The 19,558-nt window shown below is 67.1% G+C and carries 17 protein-coding genes and 1 tRNA gene; 13 read left to right on the plus strand and 5 right to left on the minus strand.

Features of this window, described 5'->3' with window-relative positions:
- Positions 1-109: 109 nt before the first annotated feature.
- From dnaA to ABJK40_RS08010, 13 genes are all read left to right on the plus strand, one after another.
- Positions 110-1,510 carry a chromosomal replication initiator protein DnaA gene (gene dnaA / locus ABJK40_RS07950; RefSeq protein ID WP_348482279.1) on the plus strand — a complete coding sequence of 467 codons (1,401 nt, stop codon included), beginning with the start codon at positions 110-112 and terminating at the stop codon, positions 1,508-1,510.
- Positions 1,511-1,799: 289 nt separating this feature from the next.
- Positions 1,800-2,903, plus strand: coding sequence for a DNA polymerase III subunit beta (gene dnaN, locus ABJK40_RS07955; RefSeq protein ID WP_348482278.1), 1,104 nt, complete (start codon positions 1,800-1,802; stop codon positions 2,901-2,903).
- Between the two features lie 10 nt (positions 2,904-2,913).
- Positions 2,914-4,005, plus strand: a complete 1,092-nt coding sequence (locus ABJK40_RS07960) for a DNA replication/repair protein RecF (protein ID WP_348482276.1) — start codon at positions 2,914-2,916, stop codon at positions 4,003-4,005.
- A 28-nt stretch (positions 4,006-4,033) separates the two neighbouring features.
- Complete coding sequence (locus ABJK40_RS07965) at positions 4,034-4,336, plus strand: DUF721 domain-containing protein (RefSeq protein ID WP_348482274.1); 303 nt, start codon at positions 4,034-4,036, stop codon at positions 4,334-4,336.
- Positions 4,337-4,412: 76 nt separating this feature from the next.
- Positions 4,413-5,162, plus strand: coding sequence for an RDD family protein (locus tag ABJK40_RS07970; RefSeq protein ID WP_348482273.1), 750 nt, complete (start codon positions 4,413-4,415; stop codon positions 5,160-5,162).
- A gap of 242 nt (positions 5,163-5,404) precedes the next feature.
- Entirely contained in the window at positions 5,405-7,474 is a 2,070-nt protein-coding gene (locus ABJK40_RS07975) for a DNA topoisomerase subunit B (RefSeq protein WP_348482271.1), read from the plus strand.
- Between the two features lie 54 nt (positions 7,475-7,528).
- Positions 7,529-10,066 (plus strand): DNA gyrase subunit A, encoded by a 2,538-nt coding sequence (gene gyrA / locus ABJK40_RS07980; protein WP_348482269.1) that lies wholly within the window; start codon positions 7,529-7,531, stop codon positions 10,064-10,066.
- A 122-nt stretch (positions 10,067-10,188) separates the two neighbouring features.
- Positions 10,189-10,650 (plus strand): pilus assembly protein TadG-related protein, encoded by a 462-nt coding sequence (locus tag ABJK40_RS07985; protein ID WP_348482267.1) that lies wholly within the window; start codon positions 10,189-10,191, stop codon positions 10,648-10,650.
- A gap of 97 nt (positions 10,651-10,747) precedes the next feature.
- Complete coding sequence (locus ABJK40_RS07990) at positions 10,748-12,037, plus strand: DUF3566 domain-containing protein (RefSeq protein ID WP_348482265.1); 1,290 nt, start codon at positions 10,748-10,750, stop codon at positions 12,035-12,037.
- A 15-nt stretch (positions 12,038-12,052) separates the two neighbouring features.
- Positions 12,053-12,129 (plus strand) — tRNA-Ile (locus ABJK40_RS07995).
- Between the two features lie 103 nt (positions 12,130-12,232).
- The gene (locus tag ABJK40_RS08000) at positions 12,233-12,367 is read left to right on the plus strand and encodes a hypothetical protein (RefSeq protein ID WP_348482263.1); all 135 of its coding nucleotides are present in this window, start codon (positions 12,233-12,235) and stop codon (positions 12,365-12,367) included.
- Positions 12,364-13,317, plus strand: a complete 954-nt coding sequence (locus ABJK40_RS08005) for a hypothetical protein (protein ID WP_348510220.1) — start codon at positions 12,364-12,366, stop codon at positions 13,315-13,317. The genes ABJK40_RS08000 and ABJK40_RS08005 overlap by 4 nt, the downstream gene beginning before the upstream one ends.
- Before the next feature lie 55 nt (positions 13,318-13,372).
- Entirely contained in the window at positions 13,373-14,305 is a 933-nt protein-coding gene (locus ABJK40_RS08010) for an alpha/beta hydrolase (protein WP_348510221.1), read from the plus strand.
- On the opposite strand, the gene ABJK40_RS08015 is transcribed toward ABJK40_RS08010, so the two are convergent.
- The 5 genes from ABJK40_RS08015 to ABJK40_RS08035 all read right to left on the minus strand — a co-directional run bounded on the left by ABJK40_RS08015 (position 14,215) and on the right by ABJK40_RS08035 (position 19,525).
- Positions 14,215-14,790, minus strand: a complete 576-nt coding sequence (locus ABJK40_RS08015) for a DUF1003 domain-containing protein (RefSeq protein ID WP_348481662.1) — start codon at positions 14,788-14,790, stop codon at positions 14,215-14,217. The genes ABJK40_RS08010 and ABJK40_RS08015 overlap by 91 nt on opposite strands.
- A complete protein-coding gene (locus ABJK40_RS08020) occupies positions 14,790-16,058 on the minus strand; it encodes a CBS domain-containing protein (RefSeq protein WP_348481660.1) in 1,269 nt (422 codons plus the stop codon). Before ABJK40_RS08020 ends, ABJK40_RS08015 begins: the two co-directional genes overlap by 1 nt.
- 163 nt (positions 16,059-16,221) lie before the next feature.
- Positions 16,222-16,539, minus strand: a complete 318-nt coding sequence (locus ABJK40_RS08025; protein ID WP_348481658.1) for an AzlD domain-containing protein — start codon at positions 16,537-16,539, stop codon at positions 16,222-16,224.
- A complete protein-coding gene (locus ABJK40_RS08030) occupies positions 16,536-17,294 on the minus strand; it encodes an AzlC family ABC transporter permease (protein WP_348481656.1) in 759 nt (252 codons plus the stop codon). Before ABJK40_RS08030 ends, ABJK40_RS08025 begins: the two co-directional genes overlap by 4 nt.
- A gap of 80 nt (positions 17,295-17,374) precedes the next feature.
- The gene (locus ABJK40_RS08035) at positions 17,375-19,525 is read right to left on the minus strand and encodes a molybdopterin-dependent oxidoreductase (protein WP_348481654.1); all 2,151 of its coding nucleotides are present in this window, start codon (positions 19,523-19,525) and stop codon (positions 17,375-17,377) included.
- Positions 19,526-19,558: the final 33 nt, after the last annotated feature.

Raw genomic sequence — 19,558 nt, forward strand, 5'->3', positions numbered from 1 at the left:
CGGCGCGCTTGCGAGCTGCTAGCGTGCCGTGTTCCGATCCGCCGAGTCGCTCGTCCACACTCTGTGGACAACGCTGTGGATCACTCGAGACACCGAACCTGGACTCACCATGCCGATCACCGACGCCGACGACATGTGGACCCAGGTGACGTTGTCCCTGCGATCACAGCTCGCCGAGAGCGTCTGGTTCTCCACCTTCCAGGAGATCACGCCCATCGCTGTCGACGATCAGACCTTCCGTCTGCTCGCACCGTCGGCGTACGTTCGCGATCGGATCACCACCCGGTACCTTCCGATGATCGTCGATGCGCTCGACGAATCCGGCCTCGGCCACCGTGAGATCGTGATCGACGTCGACAATGCCGTCGAGATCGTCGAGACCCCCTCCGAGCCCGAACCGTCTTCTCCGTCGGCCGACGGCCCCCGCGATTCCGAACGCGTCCAACCGCACGGCAGCCTCAACCACGACCGCAACCACCTGCTCGAAGAGGCCGGCCTCAGCACGGACTACACCTTCGACACGTTCGTCAAGGGTGCGTCGAACCAGTTCCCGTTGGCCGCCGCGCTGCGCGTCGCGGAGACCCCCGCCCGCAGCTACAACCCGCTCTTCATCTACGGGTCCGCCGGACTCGGCAAGACCCATCTCCTGTACGCGATCGGTCACTACGTCCACCAGAACTACCAGCACCACAAGATCCGCTACGTCTCGACCGAGACGTTCATGAACGAGTACGTCGAGTCGATCCGCAACAACACCACCAACCTGTTGCGTCAGCGGTACCGCGACATCGACGTCCTGCTCATCGACGACATCCAGTTCATCGCGAACAAGGAGGGCCTCCAGGAGGAGTTCTTCCACACGTTCAACGCACTCCACGGCGCGAACAAGCAGATCGTCATCAGTTCCGATCGCATGCCCGACGCCATCCCCACGCTGGAGGAACGCCTGCGCAGTCGCTTCAAGTGGGGGCTGATCACCGACATCCAGCCGCCCGACGTCGAGACCCGGCTCGCGATCCTGCGCAACAAGGCCGAGCGTGAGGACATCGAGGTTCCCGGGGCCGCACTCGAGTTCGTCGCCGAGAACATCTCGACGAACATCCGCGAACTCGAAGGTGCGCTCGTGCGGGTCATGGCCTTCGCCAGCCTCAGCCGCCAACCCATCACCGTCGAACTCGTGCAGCAGCAGCTCGCCGACCTGCTCACGGTGTCGCGTCCCAAGGTGCGCACGCCCGAGGAGTTGCTCGACGAGATCGCCGGCATCCTCAAGTTCGACGTCGAGGCACTCAAGAGCAAGAGTCGTCAACGGCCCCTCGTCACTGCCCGCCAGGAGGCGATGTACGTGTTCCGTGAGCTGACCGACCTCAGCTACCCGGCGATCGCCCGACTCTTCGGAGGGCGTGACCACACGACGGTGATCCACGCCAACGAGAAGATCCAACGTCTGATGAAGGAACGCAAACAGGTCTACGACCAGGTGACCGACCTCCTCCAGCAGTTGAAGGCGTGACGAGCGTGATCACCACGAACCGTCGCGCGACCGAGACACCGTGGGCCGAACGCACGCGCGGTGGACATCGCGGTGGACGCGAGACCTCGGTACGCGCCGCGTCATGGGGACGAGCGAAGCGTCGTCCACCGAATCACACGCGTGGCACTCGCGACCTGTGGAGTTCGCGCCATCCCATGTGGACGCCGTCGGTGCCCGTACGCTGGTCCGACGTGGCTTGTCCCCAATCCACAGCACCTACTAGTACTCCTGATCTGAATACATCCCCTCGTGAGGAGAAGTCCAAACCGTGAAGTTTCGTTGCGAACGTGATGTCCTGGCAGACGCCCTGAACTCTGCAGGGCGTGCCGCCACCAACCGGACCGGCACCCTGCCGGTGCTCTCCGGCGTGAGAATCCAGGTCGAGGGCGACACCTTGACGGTGACGGGCACCGACCTCGAACTGACCATCCGGCTCACGGTCGAGGTGGGAGGCGAGCAGGACGGAGCCGCCGTCGTACCGGCGCGTCTCGTCGGCGACATCGTCAAGGCGTTGCCGGCCGGTGCGGTCGAGATCGCCTTGGATGCTGGTGGCAGCGGTGAGATGTCGATCAGCGCGGGTCGCTCGCAGTTCTCGGTGCGCCCGCTGTCGCTCGACGACTATCCGAGCCAGTCCGAGCCGTCCGGTGAGGTCGTCACCATCTCGGCGGAGACCATGGCCGAATCCCTGCGACAGGTCGTGCGCGCGGCGTCGACCGATGACGCGCGTGCGGTGCTCACCGGGGTGTTGCTGGCGTCGGAGGACGACGGTGTGCGCATGGTGGCCACCGACTCGTACCGCTTGGCGGTGCGTGACCTGCCCGACTCCTCGGTGCTCGCGTCGGGCCAGAAGGTGTTGATCCCCGGTCGTGCGCTCAACGAACTCCAGCGTCTGATGGGCGACGTCGAGGAACTCACCGTGCGATTCGGCGAGCGCGAGGCGACGTTCGAAGCGGGGAGCACCCGCCTCACCACGCGACTGATCGAAGGCGAGTTCCCGAACTACCGGAACCTGCTTCCCTCGAGCTACCCGAACCTGCTCACGGTGAGCAAGGCGTCGATGATGGAGGCGATCCGCCGTGTGAAGATCCTCGCGCAGGACTCCACGCCGGTGCGTCTCACCCTCGGTGGCGACACGGTGCAGCTGACGGCGATCACCCAGGACGTCGGCAACGCCGTCGAGGAGATCGACGCGAGCTACGACGGCACCGAGATGACGGTCGCGTTCAACCCGGACTACCTCGCGGCGGGCATCGATGCGATCGACGCCGACGACGTCACGCTGGCCACGATGGACCCGATGAAGCCGGCCGTGCTTCGTGGTGCCGGCCAGGACGACTACCTGTACCTGCTGATGCCCGTCAGGGTGCCGTGACTCCGGCGCCTTGATCGTCTCCCGGCTCGAGCTCACGGATTTCCGGAACTACGCGTCGGCGTCGTTCGATCTCACGGCCGGGACCACTGCGGTCATCGGTGACAACGGGCAGGGCAAGACGAACCTCGCCGAGGCCCTCGCCTATCTCGCCACGCTGTCCAGTTTTCGCGGAGCACCCGGTGACGCGCTCGTGCGTGTGGGGGCGGACCAGGCGATCATCCGCGCCACGGTCGCCCATGACGACGGACGTTCGTCGTTGATCGAGGCCGAACTGGTCACCATCGGTCGCAACCGGGTCCAGGTCAACCGCCAGAAGCTGCAACGCGTCCGCGACCTGCTCGGCACCGTGCGGGTGACCGTGTTCTCGCCCGACGACCTGATCGTCGTGAAGGGCGGTCCGGGAGACCGCCGACGGTTCATGGACGACACCCTCGTCGCGCTGGCGACGAAGTACGACGCGATCCGACTCGAGATCGACCGCATCGTGCGACAGCGCAACACCCTGCTCAAACAGGCACAGAAGGCGCGTGGACTCTCCGACGACGTGGCGATCACGCTCGACGTGTGGGACGCGAAGTTCACCGAGATCGCTGATCAGTTCGGCTACGCCCGTGCGACGCTGGTGGCACGGATCACGCCGATGGTGCAGGAGGCCTACGAGCAGCTCGCCGGTGTGGCCACTCCCGTCGCCCTGCGATACGAACCGGAGTGGCGGAGGGTCGGCCTTCTCGCCGCTCTCGGGGCGGCACGTGACCTCGACGTACGGCGCGGCGTGTCGACGGTCGGCCCGCACCGCGACGAACTCGATCTCTCGATCAACGGACTGCCCAGTCGTACACATGCCTCTCAGGGCGAACAGCGCACGCTGGCGCTGGCACTGCGCCTGGCGGGACACCGATTGGTGACGGAGCGGACGGGGTCGGCTCCCGTGCTCGTCCTCGACGACGTGCTGTCCGAGTTGGACGACGGCCGGGGAACCGCGCTGCTCGGTCACCTGCCCCCGGGGCAGATCGTGATCACGACGGCGAGCGAGCTGCCTGCCGCCGCGCGCGCGGACCGTGTCATCCGGATCCGCGCCGGCGAGGTGGTCGACGACACGTGAACGATCGCGGTTCGTTACCGTGAGCGACGTGTCCGACCCCGTTCCGATCACCCGTTCCCTCGACGGGATGATGAAGTCGCTGCGCGGAACCGATCGGATCCAGGTCGGTGGCGTGTTCGGCAAGTGGGACGCTGCCGTGGGTCCCCAGATCGCAGCGCACGTGCGGCCCGTACGACTCGACCAGCGCACGCTGCTCGTCGAAGCCGACACGGCCACGTGGGCGACGCAGGTGAAGTTCCTCGCCGACACGATCATCACCCGACTGCACGAGGAAGCACGTGTCGAGATCGACCGGGTCGACGTGCGGGTGCGGTCGGCGCGGCGAAAGTAACCGATCGGTCCCTCTGCGTCGATTATGTTCTCGATTGCACGCGCACGAGCGCAACGCATCGACGGAGGAGAACGACATGACGAACACGGGTGGAACACCTGCCGGCTGGTACCACGCCCCGGGCGATCCCGAGGGCACACAGCGCTACTGGGACGGCTCGCAGTGGATCGGCGATCCGCAGGCTGCGCCGTCATCGCCCCAGAGCCCTGCGTCGGACGCAACGGTCGCGTACAACCCGACGCCGGCCTCCGACCCCGGGGCCGGTCAGCCGCCGCAGTACGGAGCACCAGGCGGTCAGCAGCCTCCGTCGTACGGTGGTCAGCCGCCCGCCTACGGATCGGCACCTCCTCCCGGAGCGGGAGCGCCTCCCGGGTACACCGCATTCGGATCGCCCGGCACCGCCGGCGCAGTGGGCGCGCCCGCCGAGTTCGGCCAGCGCGCCATCGCCTACCTGATCGACATCGCTCCGATCGTCGGTGTGTACGTGGTGGTCCTCGTCGCCAGCCTCATCTCCGATGTGCTCGGTCTGTTGGTCTCGATCGTCGGCTACCTCGCGGTGATCGGCTACGCGATCTGGAACTTCTACATCGTGCAGGGCAAGACGGGCCAGACCATCGGCAAGGAGAAGCAGGGCATCAAGCTGGTGTCGGACGCGACCGGTCAACCGGTGGGTGGGGGCATGGCGTTCGTCCGCTACCTGTGCTCGGGCGCATTCGTCCTGCTCTGTTGCATCGGTTCGGCCGTCAACCTGCTGTCCCCGCTGTGGAACTCCGACAAGAAGACCTACTCCGACAAGATCATGAAGATGAGCGTCGTCCGGGTCTGACCCTCGAACGAGTGTGGTGCCGCCGCCCGGTGCGGCGGCACCACGTCGGACGGTCGCGTCCGCGGCCGACTCCCCGACTCTGGAGTACCCCGCTGGTAGACTTTCGAGCAACGATGACATGGACGCTGCGCCGACCTGACCGGTCTGGCCTGCGGTGTCCGTGGACGTCGATCGTGCCCACGTGGCACCACGTTCGAATCACCCCGACGTCTCCGCGGAGGCGATGACGCAAGAAGGTACGAGTGTCCACTGACACCGCAGTCACCATGGCCGATGACGACGACGCGACGCAGCCGATGCGTCGGCCCGAAGACTCCGAGACGCTGCCCGACGCAGAGCCTCGCGTGCGCCGCACGCCGAACGGCGACGCCGCCAAGACCACAGCTGCCTACGGGGCCGATGCGATCACGGTGCTCGAAGGGCTCGACCCGGTTCGCAAGCGGCCGGGCATGTACATCGGCTCCACCGGCCTGCAGGGGTTGCACCACCTGATCTGGGAAGTCGTCGACAACTCCATCGACGAGGCCATGGCCGGCCACTGCGACCGGATCGGTGTCACGCTCACGGCCGACGGTGGGTGCATGGTCAGCGACAACGGACGCGGCGTCCCCGTCGACCAGTTCAAGACGGGTGAGCACGCGGGCAAATCGGCGGCCGAGGTCGTCCTCACCGTGTTGCACGCCGGCGGAAAGTTCGGCGGCGACGGCTACAAGGTCTCCGGCGGTCTCCACGGAGTGGGCGTCTCGGTGGTCAACGCGCTGTCGACCAAGCTGTTGATCCAGGTCGACCGCGACGGCAAGCGTCACGAGCAGCACTACGGCAACGGTGGCGCACCACTCGACGAGATGGTCGTCGTCGGTGAGACCCCGCCCGGCGGCCGCGAGACGGGCACCACGATCACGTTCCATCCGGATCCCGAGATCTTCCAGGCGGAAGGCACCGAGTTCGTGGCTCGCACCGTGCTCGAGCGCCTCCAGACCATGGCGTTCCTCAACAAGGGCCTGATCATCGACTTCGAGGATCAGCGACCGGAACGTGAGAACCAGGTCACGTACCAGTACACGAACGGTCTGATCGACTTCGTGAAGCACCTGAACGCCACGAAGGATCCGCTCTTCAGCAAGGTCTGCCAGTTCGAGGACGAGGACGACGACGGCCAGATGCTCGACGTCGCCATGCAGTGGAACACCGGCTACCACGAGGGAATCCACGGCTACGCGAACGGCATCTCCACGACCGAGGGGGGCATGCACGTCGAGGGCTTCCGTTCCGCGCTCACCTCCGCGATCAACAAGTACGCACGCGAGAAGAACCTGCTCAAGGAGAAGGATCCGAACCTCAGCGGCGACGACGTCCGCGAGGGTCTCACGGCGATCCTGTCGGTGAAGCTGCGCGAGCCGCAGTTCGAAGGCCAGACCAAGGCCAAGCTCGGCAACGTGTCGATGCGTTCCTTCGTGCAGAAGGCCACCTACGAGCGCCTCGCCGAATGGTTGCAGGAGAACCCCGTCGAAGCGAGCAAGCTGGTCAAGAAGGGTGTCGCGGCCGCACAGGCTCGAGCCGCCGCCAAGAACGCGCGCAATGCAATCCGTCGCAAGACCGCTCTGTCGGGCGCCGGCATGCCCGACAAGCTGAAGGACTGCCAGTCGAAGAACGCCGACGAGTCCGAACTGTTCATCGTCGAAGGCGACTCGGCCGGCGGCACGGCAGTCGACGCACGCCACCCGTACAGCCAGGCGATCCTGCCGATCCGCGGCAAGATCCTCAACGTCGAGCGGGCGCGCGTCGACAAGATGCTGAAGAACACCGAGATCCAGGCGCTGATCACCGCGATCGGGGCCGGGGTGGGCGACGAGTTCGAGGTCGAGAAGGCCCGGTACCACAAGGTGATCTGCCTGGCCGACGCCGACGTCGACGGCAGCCACATCCGCACGCTCCTGCTCACGTTCTTCTTCCGACAGATGCGCGAGATGGTCGAGGCCGGCTACTGCTACATCGCCCAGCCGCCGCTGTACTCGACCGAGGTCGGCAAGGAGAAGATCTACCTCAAGGACGATGTCGCCCGCCGCCGGTTCCTCGAACAACGACCGAACCACAAGAAGCAGTTCGCCCGACTGAAGGGCCTCGGCGAGATGGACTGGGACGAGCTGCGCACCACCACGATGGACCCGGCGACGCGCACCCTGCTGCAGGTCAACGTCGACGAGGCCGCTCGCGCCGACGACGTCATGTCGCGCCTGATGGGCGAAGACGTCGCCACTCGGCGCGAGTACATCACCACCAACGCCCGCGACGTGCAGAACCTGGACTTCTGATGCCCGGGCCTCGTCGTCCCGCTCGCCCCGCCGCTCTCATCTTGGACACTTCGAATGACTGACATCACCGACACGACTCCTCCGGTCCCACCGTCCGACGGTGGCGACCAGCCCCCCGAACCCCCCGAGCCGCCCGCAGGCGACGGTGGCGCGCCGCAGGATCCGATCCAGCCGATCGCACTCTCGGAGGAGATGGAGAACTCGTTCCTCGAGTACGCGATGTCGGTCATCATGTCGCGGGCTCTGCCCGACGTGCGTGACGGCCTCAAGCCGGTGCACCGTCGGATCATCTGGGACATGGAGGACCAGGGCTTCCGTCCCGACCGGCCCCACGTCAAGTGCGCCCGTGTCTCGGGTGACACCATGGCCCGCTTCCATCCGCACGGCGACTCGGCCATCTACGACGCCCTCGTGCGCATGGCCCAGCCCTTCTCCCTGCGCCATCCACTGATCGACTTCCACGGCAACTACGGATCGCCCGACTTCGGTGCGGCCGCGTCGCGGTACACGGAATGCCGTCTGCATCCGCTGGCGATGCAGATGATCGCCGACATCGACGAAGACACCGTCGACATGATCCCGAACTACGACGGCACCATCGAGGAGCCGATCGTGCTGCCCGCACGTTTCCCGAACCTGCTGGTCAACGGCAGCCAGGGGATCGCGGTCGGGATGGCCACGAACATCCCGCCGCACAACCTCGGCGAGACCATCGACGCCGTGGTGCATCTGATCGACCACCCCGACGCCACGGTCGAGGACCTGATGCAGTACGTCACCGGCCCCGACTTCCCCACGGGTGCGTACATCCTGGGTCGTGCAGGGATCGTCGACGCGTACACCACCGGTCGCGGATCGGTGAAGATGCGCGCCAAGGCGAGCATCGAGGAGAATAAGAACGGTCGGTACGAGATCGTCGTCACGGAGCTGCCGTACCAGACGAGTTGTTCGTCGATCGCCGCCCGTATCGACGAACTCGTCACCTCGGGTGATCTCGAAGGCATCTCCGATGTCAACGACGACTCCTCGGGTGGCAAGACCAGCCTGATCATCTCGCTGAAGCGTGACGGCAACCCGAACGTGGTGCTCAACAAGCTCTACAAGATGACGCAGCTGCAGTCGAGCTTCTCGGTCAACATGGTCGCGCTCGTCGACGGTGTGCCGCGCCAGATCAACCTCCTGATGGCGCTCGAGGCCTACGTGCGTCACCAGGTCGAGGTGATCACCCGGCGCACGAAGTTCCGCTTGGCCAAGGCGGAGCGCCGCGAACACATCCTGGAAGGCCGCATCAAGGCGCTCGACGTGATCGACGCGATCATCGCGTTGATCCGCGGCAGCGACGACGTCGCCTCGGCTCGCGCCGGGCTGATGGCCGAGCCCTTCGAGTTCTCCGAGGTCCAGGCCAACGACATCCTCGACATGCAGTTGCGTCAACTCACGCGTCTGTCGAAGATCGATCTCGAGACCGAACTGGCGGACATCCGGGCCAGCATCGAGGACCTGCAGGACATCCTGGCCCGACCGGAGCGGTTGAACAGCGTGATCAAGGAAGAGATCATCGCGATCCGCGACGAGTTCGCCACGCCCCGCACGTGCGAGATCACCTACGACGACGGCGAGATGTCGATCGAGGACCTGGTGGACGACAAGGAACTCGTCATCGTGATGACGAACGCCCAGTACATCAAGGCCGTGGCCGCCGACTCGTTCAAGACCCAGGCACGCGGTGGACGCGGTGTGTCGGGCGGCAAGCTCAAGTCCGAGGACATCGTGCGCCACGTGAAGTTCACGACCGCGCACGCCCACCTGCTGTTCTTCACGAACCTGGGCAAGGTCTACCGGTTGCGCGCGATGGAGATCCCCGAGCGTGACCGGACGGCGAAGGGGATGCCGATCATCAATCTCCTGCCGCTGCAGCCGGGAGAGAACGTCCAGGCGATCGTCGACACCCGACAGTTCGCGGGCGACCGGTACCTGTTCTTCGCCACCAAGCGAGGCACGGTCAAGAAGACCACGTTCACCGAATACGACAAGAGCCGCCGTGACGGTCTGATCGCGATCAATCTCCGTGACGGAGACGAACTCGTCAAGGTGATCGAGACGAGCGGTGACGACGACATCTTCATGGTGTCCAAGGGCGGGATGACCATTCGCTTCGACGAGAACGACGTGCGTGCGATGGGCCGGACCGCTGGAGGCGTTCGCGGCATGAAGCTGAAGAACGACACCGACGCCGTGGTGTCGGTCGACGTGGCGCGTGACGACACGTCGATCCTCACCGTCACCGAAGCCGGGTACGGCAAGCGCACCAAGCTCGAGGACTTCAACGTCCAGGGCCGCGGCGGTCAGGGCGTGATCGGGATGAAGCTCACGGGCAAGAAGGGCGAAGTCGTCGCTGCGTTCATGGTGGGCGAGGACGACCAGATCGTGGCCATCTCGAACAACGGGATCACCATCCGCATGGAGGTGCGTGACATCTCCGAGCAGGGGCGTGGCGCGACCGGCGTCCGGGTGATGAACATGGACGACGGTGACGTCGTCGGGTCCGTCTCGCCGATCCTCGCATCCGACGAGCAACTCGCGGTCGAGTGACGCGCCGCGCCGCCGGCGCTTCTCTTCGACCGGTCTCGGTCCCATCGACGGCGGCGTCCGTCCCTCGAGAGAACACCGCGCCTGCCACGAGCAGGCGCGGTCCGATGGGATGGGAGCGCAGCATGTTCACCTGGTCAGCCGACCTCACCGGACGCCGACGATCGGACTGCGACGCTGGTCGAGCAGTCCACCGATGCCGACGTCGGCGTCGTCCGTCCGAACGCCGTGAAGCCGAGCATCGTGAAGCCGAGCATCGTGCTTCCGAACGTCGCGGGACGTCGTCGACCGACACCGGCCAGGCGGCCGTCCTCGTCCTCACGGTCACCGCCGTCCTGCTGGTGGTGATCGTCCTGGCCATCGCCGCGATGGGACGCACCACGATCGAGCGGACCCGTGCCCAGACCGCAGCCGATGCCGCGGCGCTGGCGTCGCTCGACGGTGGTCGCTCCGCGGCGTCGGACTACGCACGACGCCACGGTGCCGAGGTGGTGGAGTGGTTCGCCGGTCCGGAGCCGTTCGAGGTGACCGTGGTCGTCCGCGTGGGTGACGTGACGGCCACCGCACGAGCGTCGAACGCACCGTGATCGTGCCTGATGACCGCATCACCCGAAGTGACGAGCGACGGGCACGCACTGAGCAAGTGACGGGATCGCGTCCCGGCGCGCGCCTACACTCGGGCGGGTGAGCAAGACCGAGCGTGACCTCAGCGCCGACAGTGACCTCGACGCGCTCGGTGAACTGTTCACGGACGAGGAGTTCGACGCAGCGTTCGACCAGGCGATCGAACACGCCGATCTCGACCTCGAGATCGCCGACCTCGAAGCGGGCGACGAGGACGACGCCGACCCGACCGATGCGCGAGATCGCACGCCCGTCGACGATCCCGACCTCGACGACACCGACCTCGACGACACGGACCTCGATGCCACGGACCTCGACGACACCGACCTCGACGACACCGACCTCGATGCCGCCGACCTGGACGACCACACCGTGATCGTGGTCCACACCGGAGACGACCTCGACGACGACGACGCCTCGTACATCGAGGCAGCCGAGGCGGACACCGACGAGGCGACCGCAACGGACACCGACGTCGACGAATCCGAACCCGTCGATCTCCTCGACGACGATGATGACGATGACGACGACGAGGCAGGTGCCGAGGCCGACGTCCTACCCCAGATCGTTCCCGCGACCGAGGACCCGGCGTCCGAGGCGGCGCAGCCCGAGGCGCTGACCCGGGTCGGCGACGTCGATCTCGCACCGGACACCGAGGTCGACGAGGAATCGCGCGACGTCTCCGACGACATCCTCGAAGAGCTGCGTCGGGCCGACATCGACGGTCCGTTCGTGCCGCATGCACCACAGGACGACACGACCGCAGCGGTCCGCCGTCCTCGCCGCGCTGCCGATTACGACCCGGCGCCCGTGCCGATCCCGGCGAAGGTCCCTCGCGTCCTGGGTCGCAAACCCCGGGTCCGCAAGGTCACCCGGGTGGTCCGCCACGTCGACCCGTGGAGTGTGTTCAAGATCGCGATCGTGGCGCACATGGTGTTGTACGTGATCGTGCTCACCGCGTCGGTCCTGTTGTGGAACGTCGCCAATGCGACCGGCACGGTCGACAACGTCGAACGCTTCTTCGAGTCCTTCGGCTGGAACACCTTCGAGTTCAACGGAGGCGAGCTGTACCACGCCGGGTGGATCGCCGGCCTGTTCGTCGTCATCGGTCTCACGGGCCTCGCGGTGCTGGCGGCGACCTTGTTCAACCTGATCACCGACCTCGTCGGTGGTGTGCGCTTCACCGTCCTCGAGGAGGAGGTCGTCGAGACGCGGACCTCGCCGATGCGACGCTTCGTCGTGCGTCGACCGGAGCCCGAGATTCCGGCGTTGTTGCACGACTCCTCGGGACCGATGTACCGAGAAGCGGTCGTCGACGACTCGGGTGCCAATCTCCGACCGACCCGATAGCGTCGCGACCTGTTCGGGGCTATAGCTCAGTCGGTTAGAGCGCATCGCTGATAACGATGAGGTCCCTGGTTCGATTCCAGGTAGCCCCACCAACCGTGCCCGTTCGTGGAGTCGCCGAGCGGCGAGCACACTTCTCGAATCCGTCTCCGCAGTCGCGGTGTCGCCGTCGGGCCTCGTGAAGCTCGGTACACACTGATGAAATTCGTCCGACGAGTTCTTGCAGCGCTCACCGCGACCCTCCTCGCCGCTGCCGCCATCCGCATCGGCGGGTCGGGCGGCACGCCGCCGCAGCACGGCGGCTGGCAACCACTGGACCTCCCGGACCCATGAGCCCGCGCCTGGCGATCGTCGGCGCCGGCGTGGTGGCCCGCCGCGTCGAGAAGCGCCTGGCGCTGGCGCACGACGGTCGCAGCGTCGTCACGGTCGATTCGAGACTCGTCGATCTCGCCACGTCGCGTCGACTCGACGGCGTGGACGTGGTGGTCCTCGCTCAACAGGGACCACACCATCCGGCGGCGGTGGCGCTCCTGGATCGGGGGATCCACGTCGTGTCGGTCGGCGATCAGGTCCACGACGTGGCCGCACTCCTCGAGGAGGGCGACCGTGCCGACTCACGCGATGCCGTGCTCGTCGTGGGCGCCGGGATGTGGTCGGGCCTCACGGGGCTGATGGCTCGACACCTCGCCGGTTCGTTCGCGTCGATCGACGAGATCCACCTCGCCCTGCACGGCACGGCCGGCCCGGCATGTGCGCGTCAGCACCACCGGGCGCTGGCCGGTACCGCCGTCGCCTTCGACGACGGCGCCTTCACGAGCATGCGTGCGGGTACCGGTCGCGAACTGGTGTGGTTTCCCGAGCCGGTCGGCGCATACGACTGCTACCGGGCCGAGTTGCCGGCACCGATGGTCCTGCACCGAGCGTTTCCCCAGGTCGAGCGCATCACGGCGCGCATGTCGGCGAATCGACGCGACCGGTTCACGTCACGGTTGCCGATGTTGACCCCACCACACAAGGAAGGTGGTGTCGGTGCGTGCCGAGTGGAACTCCGCGGTGCCGACGCGTCAGGGGCACGGATGACCGTGATCGGGGGGATCGCCGAGATGGTCGCAACGGCGGCCGCCGCAACCGCGTGCGCGTACGTGGAGGCGACGATCCGAGGCAGCATGCGCCCGGGTCTGGTGGTCCCGGGCGAGGAGTCCGTGGACACGACGTCGATCCTGCGTGACATCGTGCGCTTCGGGGTACGGCTGCAGGAATTCACCGGCGTGCCGAACAGCTGAACCCGGCCACGCCTGCGCCACGCGGGCGAACCGATGACCGAAGGACGAGAACGACATGACGACCGACCCCGCCACCACCGCCCCGTCGGGCGCAGCGACCCACGCCGACGCCCCGCCCCCGTGGCTTCCGCCCGGCGAGGTGGTCCGCATCGACGGCCGCGGTGAGTTCTTCATCCGTCGCCACGTCCATCCCGACCCGTCGGCGCCGACGGTGATGCTGTTGCACGGATGGACCGCTTCGTCAGATCTGCAGTTCCTCGGGGCGTACGAAGCCCTCGCCGAGGTGTGCTCGTTCATCGGGATCGACCATCGGGGCCACGGACGGGGTCTGCGGTCCTTGAAGCCGTTCGAACTCGAGGACGTCGCCGACGATGCCGCGGCGGTGTTGCGTCGACTCGGTGTGGGACCCGTGATCGCACTCGGGTACTCGATGGGTGGTCCGGTCGCGCTTTTGCTCGCGCGTGCACATCCGGATCTCGTGTCTGGTCTCGTGGTCCAGGCAACCGCGCTCGAGTGGCGCGCCACGCTGCGCGAACGTCTGGTGTGGCGACTGCTCCCGATGATGGGAGTGGCGCTGCGGTCGTGGACGCAGCCGCTGGTGATCCGCAAGGGCACCGACTTCCTGCTCGACGAGACCACTCCGCTGTGGCCTCACCGTCGATGGATCGTGGCCGAGACGATGCGCAACGAACCGCGTGTGATGATCGAAGCGGGCAGGGCGCTCAGCCGCTACGACGCTCGCGAGTGGGCGTCCGACATCGACGTGCCGGCAGGCATCCTGATCTCGACGAAGGATCGCCTGGTCCGACCGCGGAAGCAGCGCGAGCTGGCGGCGGCGCTCAAGGCGAAGGTGGTCGAGGTCGAGATGGACCATCTCGGCGCGCTCGAGCAGCCGACTCAGTTCGCGTCGGCGACCGTGGAACTCGTGTCGTCGATCGCTGCTGCGCTGCCGGCGGGGACCGCCGGCTCGATCCGATCGGCCAGCTGATCGACCTTGCGCCCGAACGACTCCATCATGTCGGTCAGGCGTTCGAGACGATCGTCGAACGACTCGCCCGTGACCATGTCGCTCAGCGACACGCGCACACTGGCGATCTCACGTGCGAGGAACTCGGTGTCGTTCTGCGTGCGCTCCGCCACGTCACGGTCGATCTCACTGATCACGCGGTCACGACGTTCCTGACGGGACTGGGCGAGCAGGATCAGCGGCGCGGCGTACGCCGCCTGGATCGACAGCACCAGCGTGAGCAGCGTGAATCCTCGAGACCACGGGTCGAAGATCAATGCGTCCGGCGCGAACACGTTGTGCAGGATCCAGACCGTGATGAACGCGGTCTGGTACACGAGGAACCGGGCGGTGCCGATGAAGCTCGCGATCGACTCGGCGAACGAACCGAACACGTCGGTGTCGACCTGGACACCACCGAAACGCCGTTGGGTGCGAGGTGCACTCAGGTCCTGCTGGCGCTTCATCAGTTGCCCCCGACGCCGGTGGCCTTGGGCCGCGCGGTCGGGCGCCGCCGTTGGCGCCACTGCTCGCCGAGCATGCGGTCGATCACGTCGTCGACGGTGACCGCACCGAGCAGACGACCCGCACCGTCGCACACCGGCACCGCGAGCAGGTCGTAACTCGCGAGTTCGGCCGCGGTCTCGCTGTCGCTGGTCTCGGGCGAGAGGGTCGGCACGTCGTCGATCAGGTGGCGCAACTCCATCGACGGCGGTTCACGCAGCAGTCGTTGCATGTGGACCACGCCGAGGAACTTGCCGGTCGGCGTCTTGAACGGAGGCTGGCAGACGAACACCTGCGTGGCGATGCTGACCACCCAGTCCGGGTCACGGATCTGGGCCAGCGCCTCGGCCACGGTCGCGGAGGGGTCGAGGATGATCACCTCGGGCGTCATCAGACCGCCGGCGGTGCCCTCCTCGTAGGACAGCAGTCGACGCACGACCTCCTCGTCGTCGTCGTCCATCGCGTCGAGCATCTGCTCTTGCTGCGCGACGGTCATCTTGCCGAGCAGGTCGGCGACGTCGTCGAACTCCATCTCGTCGAAGATGCCCTCGAGGCGCTCGCGATCGAGGCCCTCGATGATCCGGATCTGCTCTTCCTCCGGCAACTCCTCGAGGACGTCGGCGAGGCGCTGGTCGTCGAGGGCGTCGGCGAGCAGGCGACGTTGGGAATCGGGGAGTGCCCGGACGACGGCGGCCACTTCGGCGGGGTGGAAATCTCGGAGGCGTGCGGCTTCGGCTTCCATCGCCGTGGGGTCGTCGAAGAGCCCGGGGACCGCACTCGCATCGGCGAGCCGGTAGCTCGATCGTCGGCCGAGGCTGTTGCGTCGGGCGAGACGCACCTTGTCGATCTCCCACCACGTGGAGCGACCGTCGCTCATCGGGAGCAGGCCGATGTCGCTGACGGCTTCGTCGCCGATCCGCCGGTCGATCAGGTCGGCACCGATCAGCACCTCACCCGAACGCGGCTTGAAGGGGTTGAGGTCGATGTCCCACGACTTCAGGCGGGCTCCGTCGCTGTTGAGTTCTGCGACGCGGTTGGCGTTGACGAAGATCCGACGACGTTGGCTGCTGGCGACGAAGCCGACGAGTCGGGGAGCTGCGGCAGGACGGCCGTGACGTGCCGGTCGGCCGGGCACGGCGACCAGGTCCTCGATGCGACCGATGGTGGAACCGCCGGCGTCGAGCAGCGGAAGGCGCATGACCCGGAACGCGTAGATCAGTTCCGCAGCCATGCGCCGAGACTACCCCTGCGTTCCGAGCGCGCTCCGGTGTCGACGTGAGCGACGCCCCGTCCCGGGGCGGGGTGATCCTCACGTGGAGTGTGGGTGCGTGGGGGACGTGAGCGACGCCCCGTCTCAGAGCGGGGTGATCCTCACGTGGCGGGGTGGCCGGGAGTCAGGTGAGGGCCGAGAGGATCCAGAGGGTGGCCATGCCGGCGACGAAGGTCCAGATCAGGTTGCGGCGCCAGGCCGCGACGACCGCTGCGACCAGCACCGCTGCCGCCTCGGCGACCTCGACTGACCCGAGACCGTCGCTCCCGACGGCGAGGTTGATCGTGAGGGCGGCGAGCACGGCAGGACCGACGTTGGCGAGTGCGCGTTCGATCCCCGCAGGCAGTTCCCGATCGGCGAGGAGCAGGATCAGGCTGCTGCGCGCGAAGTAGGTGCCGAGCGTGGCCGCGAGGAGCACGAGCAGCGCAGCGGTGATGCTCACGAGGCCACCGGCGGATCGTGCTCGTCGGACGCACGGGTCGCTCCGACCCGGCGGTTCGCGATGATCTGCTCTGCGATCGCTCCTGCCGCCACGCCGGCCACGGCACCGACGACGATGCCGAGCCGGTCGCGGAGGCCGACGGAGACCAGCGACACCGAACCCCCGACGAGTGCGGCGACGCCGGCCGGGATCCGCTTGATGGCGAACATCGTCAGCCCGGCGAACATCAGCGGCGGGGCATAGTCGAGGCGCCACGCTTCGGGCACGACCGGCCCGATCAGCATCCCGAGTGGGACGACCGTGTTCCACACCATCCACAGGGTGATCGCCACCGTCAGGTAGTAGCGCCGGAAGTCGGCGGGTGTGCGATGGGTCTGCAGCGCGGCGAGGGCGAAGACCTGATCGACCAACAGGAACGGAGCGAACCAGCGCATCCATCGCGGCTGTTCGCGGAACGAGGGCGCCATGGCGGCGCTGTACATCAGATGGCGGGTGTTGATGACCAACACCGCGGTGATGATCGCCCAGATCGAGGCCGAGCCGGCGAGAGTGATCATCGCGAGCTGTGCCGCTCCGGCGAACACGAGTGGTGCCGACAGCCAGCCGACCCATGCGGGCATGGCGGACTCGGTGATCGCCAGGCCGATGACGAAGCCGAACGGCACCGCAGGGATCGCGACGGGCAACAGGTCGGCGAGGGCCTGCCGGTCGACGACGGTCGATCGGCCCGACACGTCGGCAGAGGTCGCGGTCACGGATCGAACCTACCGATCGGCGTCGACGTCCGTGTCGGGAGCCAGGTGCTGCGAGAACCACCTGTGGTGCGGGCCGGTCGTCATCGGCGCGTGATCTCGACGAGGGTGTCGCTGTAGGCCACACCGCCGCCCCAGTCGGTGAGCGTGTCGCTGGTGAGCGAGTTCGCGACCTTGCCGTCGCGGTGCTGGCTGCCCCACCAACCGAACGGGACCGCTGCGACGCCTGGTCGCAGCCGATCCGTCACCTTCACCGCGACCTCGATCGACGCACGGTCGTTGTGGACCGTCGCCACGTCGCCGTCGACCAGCCCCCGCTCCTCGGCGTCGGAGGCACACAGCTCGACGAAGGGTGCTCCTTCGGCGGGCCCGTGTCCGGGCAGGTGGGAGTATCCGGAGTTGAGGAACCGTGCGTGGTGCTTCGGTGTGAGCAGTTGCACGGGGAATCGGGCTGCGAGCGCCGGGTCGCCGCCGATGCTCTCGACGGGTTGGACGAAGGTCGGCACACGCGGCTGACCCATCGATTCGAGGACGTCGGAGGCGAACTCGACGCGACCGGACGGTGTGGGGATCGGCGTGTCGCCGTCGGGGTCGCCGAACGGCCGACCGTCGGTCGGGTACGGCGACCGGATCCAGCGCTCGCTGCGGAGTTCGTCGATGTCGATCGTCGGGAGCGCGACGCGCATCAGGGTCTCGTCGTCGTCGTGGAGCAGGGGCTCGTCGAGACCCATCGACCGTGCGATCCGACGGAACAGTTCGGTGTTGTTGCACGACTCGCCCATCGGCGCCACGGCGGCCTCGTTGTAGGCGACCCACAGGTGCCCCCAGGGGAACACGATGTCGTCGGCTTCGATCTGGGTCGTGGCCGGCAGCACGATGTCGGCGTACCGGGCGGTGTCGGTCAGGAACTGCTCGTGGACGACGGTGAACAGGTCGTCACGCTCGAGACCGCGACGGGTGAGTTCGGCATTCGGCGTGGTGACGAGCGGGTTGCAGTTCCACACGATCATCGCGTGGATCGCCGAGTGGTCGACCCCGTCCATCGTCGTCAGGACCTCCCCCAGTCGGCTCATGTTGACGGTGCGCGGCGGCGACCCGTCGGCGTTCGTCGGCGTGAGGTCGGGACGATTCAACGCGTCGAAGTCGATCTGACTCTCGGTCCAGTACCCGACACTGCGCGACATCCCTCCGCCGCGGTGGCGCCAGGCGCCGGTCAGCGCCGGCAGGCAGGCTAGGGTGCGGAAGAACATGGCACCGTTCTCGTGGTGCTCGGGGCCGATCAGGGTGCGCAGCGCGGTGCCGGGGGTGGTGGCGACGTCGACGGCGAGCGACTCGATGACCGCCGCGTCGAGGCCGCACACGGCTGCGGCTCGTGCGGGTGTCCAGTCGGCGACGGCCTCGCGGAGTTCGTCGAAACCGAGCGTGTGGTCGGTCACCCAGTCGGCGTCGTGGAGTTCGTCACGGATGATCACGTGCATCATCGCCAGCATCATCGCGATGTCGGTTCCGGGGAGCGGCTGGACGAACCGGTCGCCGCGTGCCGGGTCGACGGCCTCGGCGGTGAGCGTGCGGATCGGGTCGATCACGACGAGTCGCGCCCCGTCGCGGCGCGCCTGCTCGATCGTCGGCCACAGATGTCGATTGGTGAGGCGGGTGTTGGTTCCCCACAGCACGATCAGCTTCGAGTGGACCATCTCGGTCGCTTCGAGGCTCGCCCCCGATCCGTTCGTCATCGAGGCGCCGGCGCCGACCACCACGCCACAGATCGCACGGGTCAACTGCGTCGCACCGAGGTGGTTGAAGAAGCGGCCACCCGCACCGAACATCGACAGGAGGCTCTGGTTGCCGGCGTCGGAGTAGGGGAGCAGGGCCTCGGGCCCGTGCGTGGCGATGACCTCGTTCAGCCGGGTCCCGATCTCGGCGAGTGCGTCGTTCCAGGTGATGCGTTCGAACTCACCCGAGCCCTTCGGGCCGACTCGACGCAACGGGTGCAGGATGCGTTCCGGGTCGTACACCCGGTCGAGGAACCGGTTGACCTTGGGGCAGAGCTCGCCACGGGAGAAGGGGTGGTCGGGGTTGCCGCGCAACTTGACCGCGACGGCTCGGGTGGGGGTCGAGTCGTGATCGTCGACGAGACCGTCCTGCACCGTGACGGTCCACCCGCACGAGTCCGGACAGTCGTGGTGGCAGGCGCCGTGGACCGTGCGCGTCACCGGTCGGTCGTCGATCGTCATGAGTGGATCGTACGACCGCGGCGACGCCGGGCC

The organism is Ilumatobacter sp. (genome assembly GCF_039969435.1).
In the GTDB taxonomy this organism is placed as follows: domain Bacteria; phylum Actinomycetota; class Acidimicrobiia; order Acidimicrobiales; family Ilumatobacteraceae; genus Ilumatobacter_A.

Bases quoted from the DNA above. Each gene is read 5' to 3' on its own strand.
- ABJK40_RS07985 (WP_348482267.1), top strand. From the start codon at position 10,189: ATGTTCACCTGGTCAGCCGACCTCACCGGACGCCGACGATCGGACTGC.
- ABJK40_RS08010 (WP_348510221.1), top strand. From the start codon at position 13,373: ATGACGACCGACCCCGCCACCACCGCCCCGTCGGGCGCAGCGACCCAC.
- ABJK40_RS08005 (WP_348510220.1), top strand. From the start codon at position 12,364: ATGAGCCCGCGCCTGGCGATCGTCGGCGCCGGCGTGGTGGCCCGCCGC.
- ABJK40_RS08015 (WP_348481662.1), bottom strand. From the start codon at position 14,790: ATGAAGCGCCAGCAGGACCTGAGTGCACCTCGCACCCAACGGCGTTTC.
- gyrA (WP_348482269.1), top strand. From the start codon at position 7,529: ATGACTGACATCACCGACACGACTCCTCCGGTCCCACCGTCCGACGGT.
- ABJK40_RS08020 (WP_348481660.1), bottom strand. From the start codon at position 16,058: ATGGCTGCGGAACTGATCTACGCGTTCCGGGTCATGCGCCTTCCGCTG.
- dnaA (WP_348482279.1), top strand. From the start codon at position 110: ATGCCGATCACCGACGCCGACGACATGTGGACCCAGGTGACGTTGTCC.
- ABJK40_RS08000 (WP_348482263.1), top strand. From the start codon at position 12,233: ATGAAATTCGTCCGACGAGTTCTTGCAGCGCTCACCGCGACCCTCCTC.
- ABJK40_RS08035 (WP_348481654.1), bottom strand. From the start codon at position 19,525: ATGACGATCGACGACCGACCGGTGACGCGCACGGTCCACGGCGCCTGC.
- ABJK40_RS07970 (WP_348482273.1), top strand. From the start codon at position 4,413: ATGACGAACACGGGTGGAACACCTGCCGGCTGGTACCACGCCCCGGGC.